The organism is Enterococcus hulanensis, assembly GCF_005405485.1.
Lineage (GTDB): Bacteria > Bacillota > Bacilli > Lactobacillales > Enterococcaceae > Enterococcus_A > Enterococcus_A hulanensis.
The window spans coordinates 1-20,860 of sequence record NZ_BJED01000002.1 but is presented as its reverse complement, the minus strand read 5'-3'; the positions used below and the strand labels follow the sequence as shown (position 1 = coordinate 20,860).

Genomic DNA, 20,860 nt, shown 5'->3' with positions numbered 1-20,860 from the left:
ATGTTGGAAGCTGCAAACTGAACATCAGTTAACGAAAATTGATGGGATTAGTGCGCAGATTTTCAGGATTGGCTTAGGCTTTCAAGGTGTGGTCTCTTTTTTGCCAGTTATGCTTTTCGCAGTTTGCCAAGCATGAACCGGTGATAAACTTTTTTTCGGAGATAGTGAACAAGCAGTTTAGCAGAATGGTATGCGTACGAAAATAAAGACATTTTTCACGGTTTTGAAAAATGTTTTCATTTCAAATGAGCTAGCTGTCCTGCTATCTACCACTATTTAGAAAAAAGACCTCTCACCCCTAAGTCCTTTCCTGAAAATTGGTTAGGATTTTTTTGTTTCCTTAGTGAAACAAACGGGGGTATTTTTTATGTCTACAATTAAAATTACACATTTGACCTTTGGCTTTGATAAGCAGGTTGATTTATTATTTGACGATGCGAATTTAACGATCGATAGTAGTTGGAAGTTAGGGTTAGTTGGTCGTAACGGCCGCGGCAAAACCACCTTGCTGCAGCTGCTGCTGGGAAAGCATGCGTATCAGGGAGAAATCCAATTTCCGCTGCAGCCTGTCTATTTTCCCGCAACTGTGGAGATGACGGATCAGCTAACGTATTACACCTTATTGGAAGTGGCCGACTTTGAGCTATGGGAATTGGAACGAGAAATGAACTTGATCCAGTTGGACCCGCAGGTATTGTGGCAGCCGTACGAGACCCTTTCTGGCGGTGAACAAACAAAGGTATTGTTGGCATTGCTGTTTACTCAGGAGAATTTTTTTCCATTAATTGATGAACCGACGAATCATCTAGATCTGCAAGGACGCCAGCATGTCGCGAAGTATTTGCAGCAAAAGGACGGTTTTATCGTTGTCAGCCACGATCGGCAATTTTTGAATCAGGTCACCGATCATACCTTGGCGATCGAAAAAAGCCAGCTGATACTTTATCAGGGAAATTTTTCAACCTACGAAGAACAAAAGAAATTGCGGGATGAATTTGAATTAGCACAAAATAGAAAAATCAAAAAGGAAGTCAGCCGACTGAAAAAGACAGCCGCAGAAAAAGCTGAGTGGTCGCGGTCGCGGGAAACCGACAAATATGGCAAACCATCCGAAAAAGGCAGCGGCGGTGTTTTTGATACTGGCTTCATCGGCGCCCGCGCGGCCCGGACTATGAAGCGTTCAAAAACCATTGAAGATCGAATGTACGATCAGATCGAACTAAAGGAAGGACTTTTAAAAGACTTAGAGGATGTCGATCGTTTAACAATGAACTACCAAGCCAGTCGTCACCCGCAGCTTTTGAAAATTGAAAATCTGACGCTTCAGTATCTAGAGCAGGAACCGCTGTTTGCGCCGTTATCATTTGAAGTAAAACGGGGCTCAATTACTGCCCTGACCGGACCAAACGGGATCGGAAAATCTAGTGTACTGCACTATTTATTAGGAACCTTTGCAGGTGAAGCCGCTGGCGAACTCCTTCGGCCATCAGCCAAAATCAGCTATGTCCGGCAAAATTACGAAAGCAACCGCGGCAAGCTGCAAGACTTCGCTGAGAGGAATCAGTTGGATTATTCGGCCTTTTTAAACAATCTGCGAAAACTTGGCATGGAACGAAACGTCTTTCAAAATCGGATCGAAGAAATGAGTATGGGGCAACGGAAAAAAGTCGAACTTGCTAAATCCCTCGCGCAAGAAGCCGAGCTCTACATTTGGGACGAGCCGTTAAATTATCTAGATGTCTTCAATCAAAAGCAATTAGAAGATCTTTTATTACAAATCAAACCAACCATGCTGATTGTCGAACATGACCAGACCTTCTTGAAAAATGTTCACGCACAGCAAATTGCCTTAAAAAAATAAAATGAACCGTCCGAATAATGGACGGTTCATTTTTTAGTCATTTGCTTTTAACAATCTAAACAAAAGTTTTGTTCTTCCCTCGGTAAAGTGACTTTGACGTAATCTTGAATATGATTATGGAAGGCGCGGACGACCGCTGATGGATCGTTCTCCCGCAAAACTTCCACAAGCTTCAAATGTTCTTCGGCTTTCTTTTCAAGTACACCTAGTGAAGAGAGATCCTCGTTCATCACAATCAGCAGCTGATAAAACAACCCCTCTAAAATTTGTACTCTTCTTACATTTCCAGACAATTCCCACAAATACTTATGAAAGGAAAGATCCAACGAATTCAGCAAAAAGAATTTTTCCGCTTCATTTACACCTCGCTTTTCACCGCTGTTCATCTCGCGTGCAATTTTGGTCAGCTGCTGGAAATCTGTTTCTTTGATCCGTTGTTCCCGCAATAGTTTTCGCAGGATCTGCGTTTCAAGTGAGGCTCGAATCTCAAAGGCTTCCATAAGTTCGGCCGGGTTCATTTCGATCACATGATTTCCTTTGCGGGGAGAAAAGGTAATCAGTCCCTGTTCATTCAAAATCCGCATCGCCTCTCTCACCGGCGCTCGGCTAATCCTAAAATGAGTGGAAATGTCTGTTTCTATTAAACGATCCCCGCTTTTTAAAGTTCCTGCTAGAATCTGCTCTTTAACATGCGCGACGACTCGGTCGCTCAAACTCTGCTTTTCGTACTTAGGCATACGATTCATAAATCAATCAGCACCCCTTTTTCATTATGTCCAATTCATTATATCAGAAAGCCCTTACTTAAATCTTGAGATTCTAATCGTGTCACCAATTTGTGTATAAAAAGAGCCAGAAAATAAGCTTTCTGGCTCTTAATTGATCCTCGTTGATTTACCCGAAGGCTTGTTCTGTCCTGGAGATGATCTCATCTTGCAGGGCTTTTTCCAGATTGTTGAAGTAATCGCTGTAGCCGGCAACACGCACGATCAAGTTTTCGTATTCTTTCGGATGCTTTTGCGCTTTCAGCAAAGTATTGCGATCGATCACGTTGAATTGGATATGGTGTCCGTCCAGAGCAAAATAGCTGCGAACTAATGACGCCATGTTGGTGATGCCTGCTTCACCTGCTACTACGCTAGGAGTGAATTTTTGATTCAGCAAAGCACCGCCGGTTTTCGTTTGATCGATTTTCGATGCAGACTTGATTACCGCAGTTGGTCCGTTGCGATCGGCGCCTTTTTCTGGTGAAATACCATCTGGCAATGGAATTCCTTTATGGCGGCCATTTGGCGAAGCTTCCATGACTTGGCCAAAGTAAACGTGGCAAGTCGTTGGCAAGAATTCAACTACTGTTTTCGAGCCTTTCGGTGTTGGACGGCCCGCGATCACTTCTTGCAATGAAGCTGCTACATCGCGTAATAACGTATCCGCGTATTCATCGTCATTTCCATATTTCGGTGTTTCGTTATACACTCGGTCATAAATTTCGTCATAGTTTTCAAAATCTGCTTCACAGGCATCCAGCAAGTCTTGCATCGTCATGGTTTTTTCTTCAAAGACGTTATGCTTGATCGCCGCCAATGAATCCGTGATCGTCGCAATTCCTACACATTGAATGTAGCTTGTGTTGTAACGTGCTCCGCCGGCATTGTAATCCTTGCCGACCTTGATACAATCATCAGACATGACAGAAAGCAATGGTACCGGCATGAACTCCATATACATCCGTTCGATCATGTTATTGCCAGCCACCTTCACATCTACCACATATTGCAGCTCCTCGTGGAAGGCTTCGAAAATTTCTTCGTAGGTTTCCATTTTAGTGAAGTCGCCGACATCGATCCCCACCTGCTTATCCGTGTAGTGATCGTAGCCGCGGTTCATGGCAAGCTCAAATACTTTCGGGATATTCAGATAACCTGTTAAAACATAGGCCTCTTTTCCGGCCACACCGACTTCGACACAGCCAGAACAAATCCCACTTTCTCTAGCATCATCCACCGATTTTCCAAGATAGCTTAATTCTGCCAAGATCGCCTCAGAATTATACATCGCCGGCTGCCCCCAGCCTTTGCGGGAGACTTTCAAGGCTTCACGCAGGAATTTCTCCGGTGTTTTGCGGGAAATCTGCACATTCGAGCTCGGCTGCAGCAGCTTCATTTCATCCATCACTTCTAGAATCAGATAGCTGACATCACTTACGCCGCTGGTTCCGTCCGGACGCAAGGCACCTGTGTTCAAGTTACAAAAATCAGTATACGTGCCGCTTTCTTTTAAGGTGATGCCGACTTTTGGCGGTGCTGGCTGATTATTGAATTGAATCCAAAGATTTTCTAATAGCTCCCGCGCTTCTTCACGGGTCAAACGGCCTTCTTCGATATCTTTTTCATAGAAGGGTTCCAGATGCTGGTCTAATTTCCCTGGGGAATAAGCATCCCAGTTGTTCATTTCCACCGTCACGCCGATATGAGTGAACCAGTACATTTGGATCGCTTGGCGGAAGGTTTGCGGCGCATGCTCCGGTACTACGTCGCAGACTTCGGCTAGGTCCAACAGCTCCTGTTTCCATTGCGGATCGGTTTCCGTTTCAGCCATATCGCGGCATTGCTGCGCATAGCGTTTGCCGTAAATGATCATGCCTTCGCAGACCAGCTTCATACCTTCTAATTCTTCCCGTTTGTTCAAGGCTTCCATGTCATTGTTATAGTCTAAGTTGTCGATCTCCTGCTGGATATCCGCTTTAAAATCGGCAAAGCCTTTTTGATACATTTTGCCATCTGCTACGGTATGACCGGGGCCGCGCTGCATCAAGAACTCTGTGTATAATCCAGCATCAAACAGCAAATGCCATTCTTCCGGCAGCAGGCGATTCATACGAGTCATCATAGCACGGTCATGCCAATAAGGGATGATCACTTCTTCTTGAATGCGGCGGTCTTCTTCACTAACGCGGAAGAAAACTTTCTCGCGGTTATGCATATTATCGAAATCTTCTAACGTGTGGCAGCACAATTCAGGGAATGTTGGCGCTGCCCAAGGCTTGTCCCCTTTTTCTCCCAATACTAATGAGCCTTTTTCAATGTAGTTCGTGCGATTTTCCATGATGTACTTGAAGGCTTTTCCGCGTAATACTGGGGCAGAAACTTTGCCTTCCCATTTTTTGTACGCTTCAGTTAATAAAACCGCCCGTTCCATCGAAATACTTGGGGTACATTCCTTGTCACTGATCTCCCGCAGCCGTTTGATCCGTTCCGTACTTCCTCTTCTTGTTGGTTCCAGTGTTAACTCTGCCATTAATTTCCCTCCTATTATATATGTGGTCCTTTTATCCGCCAATCGTCACTTGGTAGCCGGCATCTTGATAAACCTTTTGCAGCCTTTCTACTTTTTCATCTGCTGGTTTGCTGAAATTCTGGGTACAAATACGGTTCAAACGCTCATATTTGTCACGACCAAAATCATGATACGGCAGCAGCGAAATTTCACTGACATGAATCCTCTCTTTAGCCAACCACTCAATGATTTCTTCTGCATCGACTTCTTCTGCGTTGATTTCATCTAACAAAATCAAGCGCAAATTGATTTCCGCCTGCTGCTCTGATAAAAATCGTAAATTTTCTAACACTAATTGATTGCCTGCACCAGTGTAAAGCTGATGATTATGTGAATCAATGAACTTTAAATCATACAAAAACAAATCGGTATACGGCAAAATGCGGCGATAATTTTCAGTCGGCGCGACTCCGCAAGTATCGATCGCGACTGTGATTCCTAACCGCTGACATTCTTGCGCCAGTTCCACCACATAATCCATATTCTGCGCCATCACTTCACCGCCGGAAAAAGTCACCCCGCCGCCTGATTGATCATAAAAAATTTGATCCGCCTGAATCTTTTTTACCAGCTCGCGGACAGAATAATCCTTTCCGATCAGCTCTTCTTTACCATATTTATTCAACATAATCTCTGGTGCAAATACCTGACTTTCCGGATTGTGACACCATTCACATCTGATGGGACACCCTTTGAAAAAAATCGTCGTACGAATCCCCGGCCCATCATGGGTCGAAAACTTCTGAATATTAAAAATCGTAGGCTTTTTCACGTGCTTCCCTCCCGCCTCTAATTATAAAGTCCCGCCGTCATAGTTGCAAGCGCTTTATTCATAATCGTGAACTTTTTATTTTATTTTCCATAAAGTTTTCACTTAAATGACGGTTAGGAATTTGACCTTTTTTCAGGTATACTAAAAATAATGAATCAATGTAAGGAGTTAGCAGATGAATATAGGTGAAAAAGTTAAAAACCTGCGGAATGAACGAGGAATGACCCTCAAGCAGCTGTCCGAAGCCACTGACTTGTCTACAGGCTTCCTGTCCCAATTTGAACGCGGCATCACGACCATTGCTGTCGAGCATCTTTCAAATATCGCGGATTTATTTCATGTAAAGATCAATTATTTTTTTGAAGAAGAACCTGAGATCGAACCAATCGTTCGCGGCTACGATCAACCAGTGATCCATAAATTGAACAATATGATTTATAAACAATTGAGCCGCACACCCCAGGATAAAAAAATCGCGCCGAAAATGATTGAGATCATGCCTCATGAAAAGCGCGAGCTGCCCACGACTTATCCTCATCATGGTGAAGAATTCGTTTATGTTTTAGAGGGCATCCTGACGTTAGTGATCGAAGAGCAGACGTATCAGCTCTATCCCGGCGACTCCGCCCACTATTTCTCCACAATCGATCACAATTGGGACAACCAAACCAGTAATGTAGTGAAATTTATCGTCGTCCATTATCCTAATGATTACTAAAAAGCGCTCGATCACATGATCGAACGCTTTTTTTATTAGATCTTCTCTATGAGAGTTCCACTAAGATTGTTTCAAAAATCGTTTTCAGCTTTTCCTGTGTCGTTGAAAATAATTCTGGATCATAGGCGGTTAATTCTTCTTCACCAAACGAACGCTGCTGGATGTATTGATTGTAGCGAATTTCTAATTGCAGCGCTTCGATCTCAGCCTGCTGGCCATAGTGCCGGGTGATAAATCCGCCACAAAACGGATGATTATTCGAAACACTGTATCCCGCCGCTTCCAATGAGTCCGTAAACAATTCTCGTAAATCAGCACTAGCTGTTTGATCCTCCTGATTGCCGATCACAAAATCCGCAGGCTCGGTGGCATCATTATTCGGATATTCAGCGAAGCTGTGGAGATCAAATAGATAAACTTTAGAAAAATACTGGGTTTTCTGATCGATTAATTTCTGCAAGGCCTGATGATATGGCCAATAGTAGTTCGCTAACCGTTCAGTGATTACTTTAGACGGCAGCGATTCCGCATACAAACGATTGCCAAAGGTATTTTGCTGGTAGACGACCGTCTCTTGGTAATCCGCCCCCGACATTCGACTTTCACGATTCGGATCAACGACATAGCGATTCACCTGATTTTCGATCACCGTGCAGCCTTTTTCGATTAAGAAATTATACAGCTCTGGTAAAAACCAGTCAGTGTTGGCTAAAACAGCCTCTGGCCGCAAGCGGCTTCGCATTTCCCTCGGAATCCACGTTCCGCTATGAGGCAGGCTGACGACTACTGGGTATTGATTTTTTTCTTCATTATAAATAGTGAACGGGTTCATGGAGTGCCTGCTTTCTGATTTTGAATTTAGTTTGATTATAAACCAATCATCTGCTTAGAGAAATGAAAAACTGACAGAGAAAACACACTCTGTCAGTTTCTAAATATATTATTTTTCTAATACCATCATGCGTTTATATACATCGATTAATTCTTGGGTTAAGCCTATATAGGAAATAGCATTCATCAAATGGTCCTGACTGTGAACCATCAGCAATGTCACTTCAGAGTTGTTTCCACTTGCTTCTGCTGTCAGCAAGTCTGTCTGAGTATTATGCGCCTCAACCAAGGCTTCATTCGCAGCCTTCATGCGTTCTTCAGCCTCAGTAAAATTTTCCTTTTTCGCAGCAGCTAAAGCAGCTACTGCCTCACCTTTTGCATTTCCTGCATTCATGATTAACCCCATAACCACTTGCAACTGTTCATCATTCATTAATAAAAATTCCTTCCGTTAAAAACAAATCTGTTTTTCTAAATCTGCTGTCTCTTTTCCCTCAGCTTTTTCAACAGCCAGCAATGCCATATTTTTGAAGGAATCGTTTAATCCTACTCCACCTTTTTCCGGCATTTTTACAATGGGTATCTCCGATCGATATTTATCTGTTGCTGGATTTTCAATCGACATCGCAGCAATCGCAGGGATTCCTTGCTGATTAAAAATTTTTGCTAAAGAGCCGGCCATTTCACCAAAATTCGGATAATGCATAGCTGGTCCGCAAATGACCGCGTCTGCTTGAAATTTTTTGGCAAATCCTACAAATTTCTTAGTCACCTCCGCTTGATGCGCTAAGAAATAGTGGTCTCCGCAATATAATGTAGCAGTGATTTCAGCATCTTGCTCTTTAAGATAGGTCATTAGGGTCTGTCCGGGACCTAATGCTGATTTTTTCCCGCTAGGAGTTAGGTTCGCGTGCTCGTCACTTCCCATACCTGCTTGAACATGATTTAGAATCAAAATGATTTTCTTCATTCTCTTCACCCATCTTAAATTTCGTCAAAATCAAACGTATCAAAATCGATTTCCTCGGCTTCAAGCTCTTCTGCCTCTTTTTCTTCTCGCAAATACTGATCATCTAACACTTTGATGAACGGATAATAGATTGCCATTCCTAAAACGATCAGCAGTGCTTGCAGTACAGAGGCTTGCCAGCCGCTTACTAAGAAACCAGAAATAATCGGCGGTGTCGTCCAAGGCAGTTGAATCCCATTTGTATAAGGAACAATGCCCCAATCCATCGCAAAATAAGAAATAATAATATTAATAGTAGGAACTAGTGCAAAAGGAATCAAAATAATCGGGTTCAGTACGATCGGCAAGCCAAAAATTATCGGTTCGTTGATCCCAAAAATACTTGGTACTAATGATAACTGAGATAATTTCTTGACACGTTGGCTTTTACAGAAGATGACCATCACAATGATTAGTGATAACGTCGATCCGCCGCCGCCAAAAGTCGCAAACATATCTTGGAACTGACCCGTAATGATATTTGGAATTTCATGACCATCTTTGAACGCTTGCATGTTTTCTACCGATAGCGCTCGCAAAACTGGATTGAATACCGCACCAACCACGCTGCTTCCATTGATACCGAAGAACCAGAAGAAATGCAAGAACAAGTATGCAATAATCATTGCACCTAAGGTATTTCCTAAACTTAATAATGGCGTCTGTAAGAATTTAAAGATTACATCTTGCAAGTTCCCCATTGGCGTTAATGAAACTAACCAATTGATAACGAACATTATTGTCACTACAACGAAACTAGGAATCAATGCTTCAAAAGATTTCACTACGGTTGGCGGAACGCCCTCTGGCATTTTGATCGTCCAGCCACGATGAATCACTGCTGCAAAAATCCGTGTGGAAACTAGGGCAATGATCATCCCTAAGAATAATCCGCTTGAACCCATCCATTTTAAAGGAAGACTAGTCACATCAAAAACTTGTGTACTATTTTCTGGTGTAAATTGAGTAGTAAAAGGAGTCAGAATAAAGAAGGATACTAACGCCAAAGCACCTGATTGGATTGCATCAATCTCTAGTTGTCGTCCTAAACTGTAGGCAATTCCTACCACAGCCAAAATAGTCATAACGTCGAAACTCGCCGATGCCGGTACAGACATCAACGATTCCCAGTTATCCCCTAAGATTGGAGATACTATATTGCTCCAATTTGGAATCGGAAAATTTGCAAGTAATAAGAAGAAAGAACCAACAATCAATAAGGGCGTTGAAATCAAAAATCCATCACGAATGGCAATTAAATATTTGTTCTCACCAATAACTTTAGCAAGCGGCGTCAAAACTTTTTCCAACCAGTTTAAAAACTTCTGCATCTTTTTTTCCTCCAATCAATCAAGTTCTATTTTTTATTTTGTTTGATTAATTTTAAAACTTCTTTCATGGCTTTTTCGCCATCCATCATGCCGTAAATTTCCGGTGCAATAACTGCGACAGGTATGCCTTGCGGTTCAAATTGTTCTTTGGTTTTTTCCAATAAAAATTTGACCTGTGGACCTAAGAGAATCGCTACAGGTTTTTCTTTTGCAACAACTTCTTGCGAACGTGCTACAGGAAAAGCCGTAATTTGAAGCGGCATATTGTGCTTATTGACGATTTCCATCATTTTGTTGACCATAATACTGGTTGACATTCCAGCATCACAGAATAGATAAATTTGTTTTTTACTCATGTTCTTCACTCTCCTAAGTTTTTATTCAATTGGTGCTTTGATCCGTTTTTCATAAGCATCTAACCAATCTTGTGTGATCGGCTGGATATCGGTAGTATGATCTGGGCCCATATTGGCGATGAAAATTTGCGGGTTTTCCTGATCATTTCCAACGCTGAAGGTGAACTCCACGTTGGTTGCCACGCCCCACTCGCCTTTGGTATTCATGGCGATCAATGAGAAGGCTCCGGCTTTTCCATAACGCGCCGTTAATTTATCGTGAAATTCATAGACAGCTTTATCGCAGGCAGCCTGCGGTGTGACTCCCTCGCCCATCAGACGAACGATTTCATAAGACAAGCAGCCCTTCATCAAGTCTTCTCCCAACCCGGTTGCTGCGGCGCCGCCGATCTCGCTATCCACATAGAAGCCGGAACCCGATAATGGCGAATCTCCTACTCGGCCCGGTTTTTTCATAAATAAACCAGAGCTGGAGGTTCCTGCCGTCATGGTTCCTTTTTGATCCAAAGTGACCGCGCCGACTGTGTCATGTCCGTCGTAGGGGTTTAAATTGTTCTCTTGAATTTCTTTCAAGCGTTTTTCCCATAATTTGTGCGCCCGCTCCGTCAGCATGCTCTTTCTTTCGAATCCTGCCAGCATCGAATATTTGGTTGCACCTTCACCGACGCGAAAACTATTGAACTTGTCTTTGCTTAGCTTTCGTGCAACTGAGATCGGATTTTTAACATCGGTGATCCCAGCGACTGCGCCGATTTCAAAGGTATCGCCATCCATAAAAGCCGCATCCATTTCCAAGATGCCTTCTGCGTTTGGCAAGCCGCCAAAGCCGACTGATTTATAATAAGGGTAATCCTCTACTGTTTTGATCAATGTCTCTACCGCATCGCCGGCTCCCTCTTTTTTCTCTAGTAAGCGCAATGCTTCCACTACACCATCATGGGCCATACGCCATGTGGCAATCGCTCCCCACGCCATCGTCGTGCTCCTTTCCGTTACCGTTTACATTTTGAAAATCTGACCTCATTATAAATAGTATATACTGTTTTGTATATACTAAATTCAAAATTTTTTTCACTTTTTTAGTGTTCTCTAAGCAAAAAAAACCTTGGCTATCTCTAACCAAGGCTTCGTTCACTTATTCAATTAACGCCAGCATCGCACGCATATAAATTTCCATATTCAACAAAAGATCTTCTTCATCCATATATTCGTCTTGATTATGGGCGATCCCCTTTTGCCCTGGAAACGACGGTCCGAACGCCACGATGTTCGGAACAAAACGGGCGTATGTCGCTCCAGTCGTTGTGACCGGCGTCCCGTCTAATCCAGTGACTGCTTCATAGACTCGTGCCAACTGCTGAACATTTGGATCATCCTTAGGAAAATGGCTGCTTTTGATGCGCCGAGTAACTTCTAACTGACTGTCTGGCGGCAAATGCTTTTCCAACGCCTCAGTTACTTCTGCTTCAGCTACTGAAACCGGGTATCGGACAGCTAATGAAAGCGACAGCTGCTGGCCCTTTTTGCTTAATTGGTAAGGCGTGATCATTAACTTTCCACTGTCCGCATCTGAAAAATCAATTCCTAAGCCTTCGCCGTAATGCTGATTCGCCAGACTTTTTACAAGCCATGAGAAATAGTCGGCTAATTGTCCTGAAAGCAAATTTTCTTGCAACATTTTTTCCGCTAATAATGTGATGGCATTTTCTCCAAGCTCCGGTGCATTTGACGGCGCTCTTTTACCAACTACCTGGATCTCTTTTCCAGCAACAGTTACAGCTAGATGATCGGGAACGTGATCTCGCGCTTGATCGCCAACAAAATCACCTAAAACCTCCAATTCAGCGGCGGGAATGGTCGTGAATATTTCGTAATTGACGATTCCCCGTTCGCCATACACCACCGGATATTTACAATCTGGCGTAAAGCCAAATTGCGGAGCTTTTTCTTCACTTAAATAGAGCGGAATATCCGAACTGCCGCTTTCCTCATCTGTTCCAAAGACGATCCGAATGGTTTTCTTGACCGGCAGATTCATGTCTTTTAATAATTTCAAACCAAACAGACAAGCTAGAATTGGTCCTTTATTATCTAAAATACCTCTTCCATAAAAACGTTGCTCCTTTTGGCTTAGCTTAAACGGCGGAAAAGACCAGCCTTCACCGGCAGGTACGACATCCAAATGTCCAACCACGCCAATGTACTCGTTTTCATCGCCCCACTGCGCATAGCCGACCGCATCATTGACGATCGCTGTCTCAAACCCATATTTCTCAGCCAATGCCATGACTGTTTCTAACGCCTTCTTTGGTCCTTTGCCAAAAGGCGCCTGTGGTTCTGGGGTGCCTTTGACACTTTCTACTTGCATCACTTGGTCAAGATCTTGATAAAACTGCACTTTGTTTTCTTCGATCACATTTCTAAAATCAATGGACATAAGAAGCCTCCTAGTGACTATCGTCATAAATTTTTCTAAGCTGACAAGCTAGCGATTATAGCGAGTAAGGGTTGTTTTGAATACGTATCGGTCAGACCGATAATAGGAAATATCATAAAAAATCGGCGTGGCATCCAATGCATAAGTCACCGAATAGACTTGCAATAATGGATCGCCCATTGGAACATCCAGCAGTTTTGAAAGCTCCGGCTTCACTAAAATCGCCTCTACTTCTTGGTGGGAATAAGCGATCTCGGTCTTTTCCTCCAGTAATTTGAACAAAGAGCCGTTGAAATCAGCTTTAGTCAAACCTTTAACATAATATTCGGCTAAATAGATTTTTTCCACCGTCATAGGTTCATCATCTAAAATCCGCCGCCGAACCAATTCGTAGATCGGCTGATCTTCTTCCAATTGCAGAGCGTTCAGGATTTCTTCTGATGGTTCGTCGACCTTTTGAAACGAGATGACCTCTGTACTGCTGGTTTTTCCATAGGCTTTTGCTGCCTCAGTAAACCCTTGCAAGCCAGAACGTCCGCTTTGAATCTTAGGCTGTGACATCACGTAGCTGCCCTTGCCGCGTCGTTTTACCAAAATGTTCTTGCTGATCAAATCATCGATGGCCTTACGAATCGTTAAGCGGCTGCAATCAAATTCTTTTGCCAGGTCATATTCAGAAGGCAGCTTTTGCGAGCTTACATACACACCTTCATTAATACGCTTTTCGATCGCGGCAGATACCTGATTAAATTTCGCTTTTGTCGTCTTTTTCTCTTCCATATGTTCTCCTTTTTCTGTTAATTCATCTATTGGTTACTCCCTAATTTATCCTCAATTTCACTATACTGATTCTTTGATGACTTGGCTAGAACAACTTTAAAGCAAAACTATTCGGTATATACCTTACAGTATATACTATATTCGTTAAATAAAAAAAAGCAATTACTCTCAGATATTTTTTATTTTCAAAACAGCGGGTTCTAATTTTTAAGAACTCCCTTCTCAGCTTTCTTTCTGTTCGCACTTCGCTTATAATACCCTCAGGTGATTTTATGAATACAATAGATGCAACGGAAATCGTTGAAAAAATGAGCAATCAAAAAATAAATTATGACCGTGTGCTCCATAAGATGATTCAATCGTGGGAAAAAGAAGCAGTCCGCCCGCGGACTTTGATTCATTCTTGCTGCGCGCCCTGCAGTACATACACACTTGAGTTTTTGACCCAGCACGCCGATGTAACGATCTTCTTCTCAAATTCCAATATTCATCCGGAAAGTGAATATCAGCGTCGTGTGTTAGTCCAAGAAAAATTCATTCATGACTTCAATGCGGCGACTGGCAATCAGGTAGACTTGATCATTGATGAATACAAACCCAATGAGTTCATCCAACTGATGCAGCAGAAAAATCTGACTGAAGAGCCTGAAGGCGGCGAGCGCTGCACTGCTTGTTTTAATATGCGGCTGGATTTGGCAGCGAAAGAAGCCTTGGAACGGGGCTATGATTATTTTGGCAGTGCATTGACGATCTCGCCGAAAAAAAATAGCCAATTGATCAATCAAATCGGCATGGATATCCAAAAAATCTACAACACCCATTATCTGCCAAGTGATTTCAAGAAAAATTCCGGCTATCAGCGCTCCATTGAGATGTGCAAAGAATACGACGTTTATCGCCAATGCTACTGCGGCTGCGTCTTTGCCGCGAAACAGCAAGGCTGTGATCTAAAAACCATCAATAAAGAGGCGAAGGCGTTTGTCAAAGAGCACCAAGCACAAACAATTGAAAGCTAAAAAGATCGATAGAGTGAATCTATCGATCTTTTTGTATGTAAATGATGCAATAAGCCATTTTAATTCAGTGCTCATTGCTTTTTTCATAAGTTTAGAGAGTTTAAATCTTGATAGCCTTTACATTACGATCCGGTCTTCGGTACAATTAACTAATTACAAAGCTGATTAAGAGAGGTTCTGTTATGACCACACCCAAACTGAATTCACGCTTCGGCTTCTTCTTATTATTGACACTGCTGCTGTGGGCAAAAAGTCTGTTTGCTTATTTTGTCGATTTTGATTTGAGATTGGATAATGCCCTTCAGGTCTTTATTCTCCTGATCAATCCAGTAGCGACGACGATGCTCTTCCTGTCGATTTTTCTGTTTATCAGAAGGACCAAGATAGCTTACATGACGGGCTATCTTATTTATCTGCTGCTGAGTATCCTGCTTTTTGTCAACGTGGTTTATTATCAGGAATTTACTGATTTTCTTACTATTGATACGATTTTAGGCGCTGGAAAAGTCGCGAGCGGGCTTGGCGAAAGCGCGATTCGGCTGTTCAAACCTCATGATATTCTATACTTCCTAGACTGCATCGTTGTATTGACCGTCTTGCTCTTGAAGAAGCTGCCCTTGGATACTCGTCCGGTTCGAGCTAGATTCGCTTTTTCAATTACGATCACTGCCCTGCTTTTTCTAGCTGGAAATATAGTTTTGGCAGAAACAAGCCGACCGGGATTACTGACCAGAACCTTCTCCAGAGACTATCTCGTTAAATACCTAGGAATCAATGCCTATACGATCTACGATGGGGTCAAGACTTATCAGGTATCACAGATCCGGGCACAGGCTAGCCCGAATGACATGGAAATTCTGGCAGAAAAAATCAAACAGCGACCAAAAGAAAAGAATACGGAAACGTTCGGGATCGCTAAAGACAAAAATATCATCTATGTGCATTTGGAAAGTGCCCATCAATTCTTGATCGACTACAAGGTCAAGGACGAGAACGGTGCAGAGCATGAAGTGATGCCCTTCATAAATAGTCTCTATCACAGCAACAGCTCCTTTAGCTTCGATAACTTTTATCATCAAGTGAGTGCCGGGAAGACCAGCGACGCGGAAACGTTATTGGAAAATTCGCTCTTCGGGCTAAATCAGGGATCGCTTTTTTCACAGTTGGGCGGGAAAAATACATTTAACGCTGCACCAGCGATTCTCGATCAGAAGCTTGGCTACACTACCGCCGCTTTCCACGGTAATGCCGGGAATTTCTGGAACCGCAATGAAACCTATAAAAAGTTCGGCTATCAGCATTTCTTTGACTCCAGCTACTATAAATTAAATGACGGCAATTCGTTTCAATATGGATTGCATGATAAGCCTTTTTTCCAGCAATCAGTAAAATATTTAGAGCATTTGCAGCAGCCTTTTTATGCGAAACTGCTCTCTGTTTCCAACCATTATCCCTTTTCTGAGCTGCCGGAAGCTGAGAACGGATTCCCGAAAGTTAATACGGGAGATTCAACGATCGACGGTTATTTCGCGACGGCTAATTATTCGGACACGGCAATCAAAGAGTTATTCGACTACCTGAAAGCCAGCGGGCTCTACGAAAACTCGATGATCGTCCTCTACGGCGATCACTATGGCATCTCGGATTCTCGCATCAAGGATACTAAGGAGTTATTTGGCAAAGAGGATTGGACAACATTTGATACCATGCAGGCGCAAAAAGTACCGCTGATCATTCACATTCCTGGTCAAGACAAGGGATCAATCAATCACACTTATGGCGGACAGATCGATGTGCTGCCTACTCTGCTGAATATGATTGGTTATGATTCTGATGATTTGATGCTGCTGGGGCATGATTTGCTGTCGCCAAATAAAGAGGAATTGGTTGCTTTTCGTAATGGAAATTTCGTAACGAAAGAGTATTCTTACCATAAAGGGGACGTCTACGATAATCGAACGGGTGAACTACTGAATTTCAGTCGGCCGGAAGTATTTGAAGGGGCAAAAGAAGTGAAGAAGCAGGTTGATGAGCAGCTCGCTGTCTCAGACCAAATCAATCATGGCGACTTGCTGCGGTTTTATTATGACAGCGGTCTAAGTCCAGTCAAAGCGGAGCAAATCAATTACAAAAATTCGCTAAAAACTCTGACCAATATCGAGAAAAAGTTGGGTGATGATTCAACTAGTGTCTTTTCTAAGAATGGTCAGCGTTCAACAGAAGAGTTGTATCACACAAAAACGTATAAAGAATACACAGAAGAAGGAAATAAAAAGGAGTGAAAACAGCTTGCGTTCTAGCTGTTTTCACTCCTTTTAGTTTAGTAATCCTTCCAACACCTGCAACACTCCGGCTTCATTATGAGACGGTGTTTGGTTCTTCGCCGTTGCCAAAACATCCGGACTGCATTCTTTCATGGCGTAGCTGTGTTCAGTTAGAGCCAACATCTCTAAATCATTATTGGCATCGCCAAATGCCGCCAATTCATTCGGTGCGATCCCCCATTGATCCAACAGCCATTGGATCGAACTGCCTTTAGTGATTCCCGGAATAATAATATCGATGCTGCCGTGACCGCTGGACACCGCCGTGATCTGATCCTTGAAGGCCTCATTCAAATCAGCGACGACTTTCGGTGCTTGATCGACAGGTACATCCAAAGCAAATTTTACGATAACATCCTCAGGTAAATCCGCGAAGCTGTCCAACTCGGCTAATTGGAAATAGTAAAGCGCAGAAAACTCCTTAAATCGCTGAGTGGCACTTTTCAACATATAGGCCGACTTCAAACCGCAGACCACAACTTCCAACTCACTAGATTCTGCCTGTAAAAAAGCTAAGAGCTCTTGAACTAAATTGTCTGTAAAGTGATTCTCTTTCAGCACTTCCCGATTCTTAAAGATCAGCGCACCATTTTCCGAAACAAACGTGATCTGTTCTTCTTTTTCAGGAAAAAAAGACCGCAATTGATAATACTGATTGCCGCTGGCGACAATGAAACGAACGCCCTTTTCCAGCATCGTCTGAAAAATCCCTTCAAAGCGTTCGCGATCGTATTGTCCCTGTGAATCCAAAAAAGTGCCATCCATATCTACTGCCACAGCTTTGATCATGCGTTACCTCCTTTGATAAGTTGTTGTAAAACATTCAATTGCAGCTCAAAATTTTGCCGCGCCTTTTTATTTTCCGTATCCAAGATAAAACCGCAGGATAAATTCAGCAAGGCTGCCAGCATCAAAAAGCCTGCCGTGATCAGTGTCGGCATCCGGTCAACCAGTCCCGTGCGGAAATATTCTAAAAAGACCGGAATGAATAAAATAATCGCCAAGATCGCCAAAATTCCAGCCAACACACTAAAAAACAGCAGCGGACGATAATCCTTGAACAGCTGGAAAATCGTCTTAATCACACGAATACCATCAGACACCGTATTCAGCTTCGAATCACTTCCTTCCGGCCGATCACGATAATCCACCTCGACATTTTTAATCACAAAATTTTTGTCCAAGGCGTGAATATTCATCTCTGTCTCGATCTCAAAGCCCTTGCTTAAAACCGGCATACTTTTGGCAAACAACGGGCTCAAGGCGCGATAGCCGGTCAAGATATCCTTGATATTGCCCTTGAAGAAATAATTGATCAGATTACGAACGACGACATTACCGGAGTTATGAAAGGGCCGTTTGTTTTCCGAAAAATAGGTAGAAGACAGGCGGTCTCCCGTCACCATGTCCGCGCCATTTTCCAGTACCTCGCGACACAAGTTGCGGGCATCTTTAGCCGGATAAGTATCGTCACCATCTACTAATAGATAACACTCCGCGTCAATTTCACGAAACATCGTCCGAACCACGTTGCCTTTTCCCTGCCTACTTTCCTTTTTAACCTTCACCCCCGCTGCTTTGGCGATCGCATAGGTGTCATCTGTGGAATTATTGTCATAGACGTAAATCGTTCCTTCCGGCAACTCCTGTTTAAAATCATCGATCACCGCCTGGATCGTTTGAGCTTCATTGTAACAAGGGATCAATACTGCAATTTTATCCAATCGATTGTTCCTCTTTTCTTTGATTTATTCGATAGTTCTTAGGGGTTTGATTAAAGCGCTCCTTAAACATTTTCCCAAAATAGCTGGCATTTTGAAAGCCGCATTCCTGAGCGATCCGATCGACCGTCCACCTGGTATTCAGCATCAGCCCAACCGCCATCGACATCCGATAGTCATTGATGTACTCCATCGGCTTCTTTTGGGTAAAACGAGCAAAAATCCGGAAGCATTCCGAACGACTGATTCCCGTTTGTTCACAGAGCATCTGGATCGTGATGCGCTCCATATAATTTTTCTGGACATAGTTCATCACAGATTTGATTTCCCGTTCATATTTTTCAGGGCGCTTCGTTGCCGACGTTTTCTGTTGGCTGGATAAATGATTGAACAGCTTTTCCCAAATCAGACTAAGCTGAGAAAGCACCCGCAATTCATAGCCGACACTTTCCTCAATCGACGCTAATTTCAGCAGCAAGCCAGACATTTCCTGCCCCATATCACTGCCGCTTTCGAAACGTTTTCCGAGAAACCCTTCATCCCTCAAGGTTTGAAAGTACTTCTGATAAATCGTGCCGGCCCCGCCGCCGGTCAATAGATCCGCCGAAAAAACAATCGTCAGCATTTCTGCCGAATCCTCTTTTTTCCGCAGCGCCGCACCATGCAGACTATTTGAATAGACCACCATACTGTCGCCTTCTGTCAAAACGAAACGCTGATCATTTAAGCGATAATCCAGCTTCCCCTTCAGCAGCACATTCATTTCGATCGTTTCATGCCAATGATAATTCAAAATTTGACCGACCGTCTCATTAAACTCGTCCTGCCAAATACCAAAGGGAAACGCATTATCTGGAAACTCCATCAGTTCCTTCAAATTACTATCTAAGTAAAGTTTTTTCGCTAACACACGCTCACCACATTCGAAACTATTTTTATACTTTATGTTTAAATTATAGACTAAAACGAACGATATTGAAACTATTTTTTTATAATCGTTAGTTTCATAGGTGGAATCACATGCCAAAGAAATCGATTGATTAGACCGACTTATTTTTCTCCATACTAAAGAAGCCTGATTATCTGTTTTTTTCAATCACGCTGAGAGTCTATTTTTTCTTTCTCTTCTTTTTCCCCATTAATTTGTTTTTCTCTCTTTCGAGCCGTCGTTTCTCCCGCTCTTTATCTATTTGTTCGTTCGTTTTCCCATAGCGCAGGTAGGCGGTGTCCGATTTTTTCGGGGTCTTGGACGGTTTCTTTGGCTTTGATTTTGGTTTCGAGGCGGCAGGCGTTGGCGTTACGTTGGCTTTGTTGTGTGGTGTTGTGGCTTGCTTACTTTCATTGGCAGATTTATTGGTTTTCTTTGATGATGCTCCAGTTTTCGTATCATCAGAAGCAGTTTTGTCCGACGGTTCCTGAGCAGACTCATCCACTTCCTCCAAACGAGCGTCATAAGCGGTTGTAATGATTTTTCCCGAGCCTTCGTAATTGATAAATTTGACGAATTTGCGCACACCGTTTGTTTCAAAAATTGTTAAAGTCGTCAAAATTTGTAAAAGCTTCGTAACAACAGGCGCAGCTTTGTTAGGATCAACTTCACGAATCGTCAATTTATGGCGTTTGCCGTTCATATCTTCAAAGAAGGACTCCACAATATAAGCATGATTTTCCTGACGAATGTCCAGCGTACCTTCTTTTATTAAGTAGTCTTTATAACCACGGGCTTCCTTAGTGCAAGCCAAATAGTCCGCTTCATTACGAAACAGACGCTTGATGATCGTTTTCCATTCACTTTTTTCGCAATATTCCTCAAAATAAGGAGCATATCGGCGCAGCGTATCACTAGGCTCTGACGTTAAGAACAGCTCACGAATCAATGCTTGGAGCGTTTCCGAGATCGCACGCGAACACAGGGCGTTCCGCACAAGAACCGCCACAAGATACTCAATGACCTCTGAAACATTTTGGCTTTGTTCAAAGCGTTTAAGAATTCTCCCCTCAAGATTTTCCCATTTCATCAAAAAGAGCTGTCTTTGACCTAATTTTGCTACATCCATTTTTCATACCCCCAACTTATTATTAAATAGTAATCGTTTTCATTTTATAAAACTATGATAGTAATAAGTCCCAATGATGTAAATAGGTAATAGAATTATATTTTTTAATAAAAAATAACGAAATTGAATCGAAGAGCGGCTCTTTATAAATAGAAACAGAGAAAAAAAGGGCAAGTTGTCTAGCATAAACATCAGATCTTCGTATTTCACTTGGCTCTAACAATCAGAACCACCCGTGAAAACGGGTGGTTTGCTCTGCGGGTGAAACCCCTTGTTGCTATGACTACGCCTCAAGACGTTACCCTTCACAT

Annotated in this window: 19 protein-coding genes; 4 read left to right on the top strand and 15 right to left on the bottom strand. The window is 42.8% G+C overall.

The window, feature by feature from the left end:
- Nucleotides 1-367 precede the first annotated feature (367 nt).
- Entirely contained in the window at nucleotides 368-1,861 is a 1,494-nt protein-coding gene (abc-f, locus tag FFR60_RS02705) for a ribosomal protection-like ABC-F family protein (protein ID WP_137662923.1), read from the top strand.
- Between the two features lie 47 nt (nucleotides 1,862-1,908).
- On the opposite strand, the gene FFR60_RS02700 is transcribed toward abc-f, so the two are convergent.
- The 3 genes from FFR60_RS02700 to FFR60_RS02690 all read right to left on the bottom strand — a co-directional run bounded on the left by FFR60_RS02700 (nucleotide 1,909) and on the right by FFR60_RS02690 (nucleotide 5,969).
- Complete coding sequence (locus tag FFR60_RS02700) at nucleotides 1,909-2,607, bottom strand: GntR family transcriptional regulator (protein ID WP_088935385.1); 699 nt, start codon at nucleotides 2,605-2,607, stop codon at nucleotides 1,909-1,911.
- A gap of 148 nt (nucleotides 2,608-2,755) precedes the next feature.
- Nucleotides 2,756-5,158: a trans-4-hydroxy-L-proline dehydratase gene (gene hypD / locus FFR60_RS02695; RefSeq protein WP_088935386.1), complete on the bottom strand. Its 2,403-nt coding sequence runs from the start codon at nucleotides 5,156-5,158 to the stop codon at nucleotides 2,756-2,758.
- A gap of 31 nt (nucleotides 5,159-5,189) precedes the next feature.
- Nucleotides 5,190-5,969 carry a glycyl-radical enzyme activating protein gene (locus tag FFR60_RS02690; protein WP_137662922.1) on the bottom strand — a complete coding sequence of 260 codons (780 nt, stop codon included), beginning with the start codon at nucleotides 5,967-5,969 and terminating at the stop codon, nucleotides 5,190-5,192.
- A 175-nt stretch (nucleotides 5,970-6,144) separates the two neighbouring features.
- Between FFR60_RS02690 and FFR60_RS02685 the strand changes: the two genes are divergently transcribed.
- On the top strand, nucleotides 6,145-6,687 hold the full coding sequence (locus FFR60_RS02685; RefSeq protein ID WP_088935388.1) for a helix-turn-helix domain-containing protein: 543 nt from the start codon (nucleotides 6,145-6,147) through the stop codon (nucleotides 6,685-6,687).
- Between the two features lie 46 nt (nucleotides 6,688-6,733).
- Here the strand turns inward: FFR60_RS02685 and FFR60_RS02680 are convergent, their stop codons facing one another.
- The 8 genes from FFR60_RS02680 to FFR60_RS02645 all read right to left on the bottom strand — a co-directional run bounded on the left by FFR60_RS02680 (nucleotide 6,734) and on the right by FFR60_RS02645 (nucleotide 13,431).
- A complete protein-coding gene (locus tag FFR60_RS02680) occupies nucleotides 6,734-7,519 on the bottom strand; it encodes an N-formylglutamate amidohydrolase (RefSeq protein WP_137662921.1) in 786 nt (261 codons plus the stop codon).
- A gap of 108 nt (nucleotides 7,520-7,627) precedes the next feature.
- Entirely contained in the window at nucleotides 7,628-7,951 is a 324-nt protein-coding gene (locus FFR60_RS02675) for a PTS lactose/cellobiose transporter subunit IIA (protein WP_137662920.1), read from the bottom strand.
- 18 nt (nucleotides 7,952-7,969) lie between these two features.
- Complete coding sequence (locus tag FFR60_RS02670) at nucleotides 7,970-8,488, bottom strand: GrdB-related putative oxidoreductase (protein WP_137662919.1); 519 nt, start codon at nucleotides 8,486-8,488, stop codon at nucleotides 7,970-7,972.
- Between the two features lie 14 nt (nucleotides 8,489-8,502).
- On the bottom strand, nucleotides 8,503-9,858 hold the full coding sequence (celB, locus tag FFR60_RS02665) for a PTS cellobiose transporter subunit IIC (protein WP_088935392.1): 1,356 nt from the start codon (nucleotides 9,856-9,858) through the stop codon (nucleotides 8,503-8,505).
- A 26-nt stretch (nucleotides 9,859-9,884) separates the two neighbouring features.
- On the bottom strand, nucleotides 9,885-10,214 hold the full coding sequence (locus FFR60_RS02660; RefSeq protein ID WP_088935393.1) for a PTS sugar transporter subunit IIB: 330 nt from the start codon (nucleotides 10,212-10,214) through the stop codon (nucleotides 9,885-9,887).
- Nucleotides 10,215-10,235: 21 nt separating this feature from the next.
- Nucleotides 10,236-11,189, bottom strand: a complete 954-nt coding sequence (locus tag FFR60_RS02655) for a glycosylasparaginase (RefSeq protein WP_171004848.1) — start codon at nucleotides 11,187-11,189, stop codon at nucleotides 10,236-10,238.
- A 160-nt stretch (nucleotides 11,190-11,349) separates the two neighbouring features.
- Nucleotides 11,350-12,651: a M20 family metallopeptidase gene (locus FFR60_RS02650; RefSeq protein WP_137662918.1), complete on the bottom strand. Its 1,302-nt coding sequence runs from the start codon at nucleotides 12,649-12,651 to the stop codon at nucleotides 11,350-11,352.
- Between the two features lie 48 nt (nucleotides 12,652-12,699).
- Nucleotides 12,700-13,431: a GntR family transcriptional regulator, LSA1692 subfamily gene (locus FFR60_RS02645; protein ID WP_137662917.1), complete on the bottom strand. Its 732-nt coding sequence runs from the start codon at nucleotides 13,429-13,431 to the stop codon at nucleotides 12,700-12,702.
- A 272-nt stretch (nucleotides 13,432-13,703) separates the two neighbouring features.
- Between FFR60_RS02645 and FFR60_RS02640 the strand changes: the two genes are divergently transcribed.
- Both FFR60_RS02640 and FFR60_RS02635 read left to right on the top strand, forming a co-directional pair.
- Complete coding sequence (locus FFR60_RS02640; RefSeq protein WP_137662916.1) at nucleotides 13,704-14,447, top strand: epoxyqueuosine reductase QueH; 744 nt, start codon at nucleotides 13,704-13,706, stop codon at nucleotides 14,445-14,447.
- Nucleotides 14,448-14,629: 182 nt separating this feature from the next.
- On the top strand, nucleotides 14,630-16,729 hold the full coding sequence (locus tag FFR60_RS02635) for an LTA synthase family protein (protein ID WP_137662915.1): 2,100 nt from the start codon (nucleotides 14,630-14,632) through the stop codon (nucleotides 16,727-16,729).
- A gap of 33 nt (nucleotides 16,730-16,762) precedes the next feature.
- Here the strand turns inward: FFR60_RS02635 and FFR60_RS02630 are convergent, their stop codons facing one another.
- From FFR60_RS02630 to FFR60_RS02615, 4 genes are all read right to left on the bottom strand, one after another.
- Nucleotides 16,763-17,560: a Cof-type HAD-IIB family hydrolase gene (locus tag FFR60_RS02630; RefSeq protein ID WP_137662914.1), complete on the bottom strand. Its 798-nt coding sequence runs from the start codon at nucleotides 17,558-17,560 to the stop codon at nucleotides 16,763-16,765.
- A complete protein-coding gene (locus tag FFR60_RS02625) occupies nucleotides 17,557-18,495 on the bottom strand; it encodes a glycosyltransferase family 2 protein (RefSeq protein WP_088935411.1) in 939 nt (312 codons plus the stop codon). Before FFR60_RS02625 ends, FFR60_RS02630 begins: the two co-directional genes overlap by 4 nt.
- Nucleotides 18,488-19,402 (bottom strand): AraC family transcriptional regulator, encoded by a 915-nt coding sequence (locus FFR60_RS02620; protein ID WP_137662913.1) that lies wholly within the window; start codon nucleotides 19,400-19,402, stop codon nucleotides 18,488-18,490. Before FFR60_RS02620 ends, FFR60_RS02625 begins: the two co-directional genes overlap by 8 nt.
- Nucleotides 19,403-19,601: 199 nt before the next feature.
- The gene (locus FFR60_RS02615; protein WP_137662912.1) at nucleotides 19,602-20,549 is read right to left on the bottom strand and encodes a hypothetical protein; all 948 of its coding nucleotides are present in this window, start codon (nucleotides 20,547-20,549) and stop codon (nucleotides 19,602-19,604) included.
- Nucleotides 20,550-20,860: the final 311 nt, after the last annotated feature.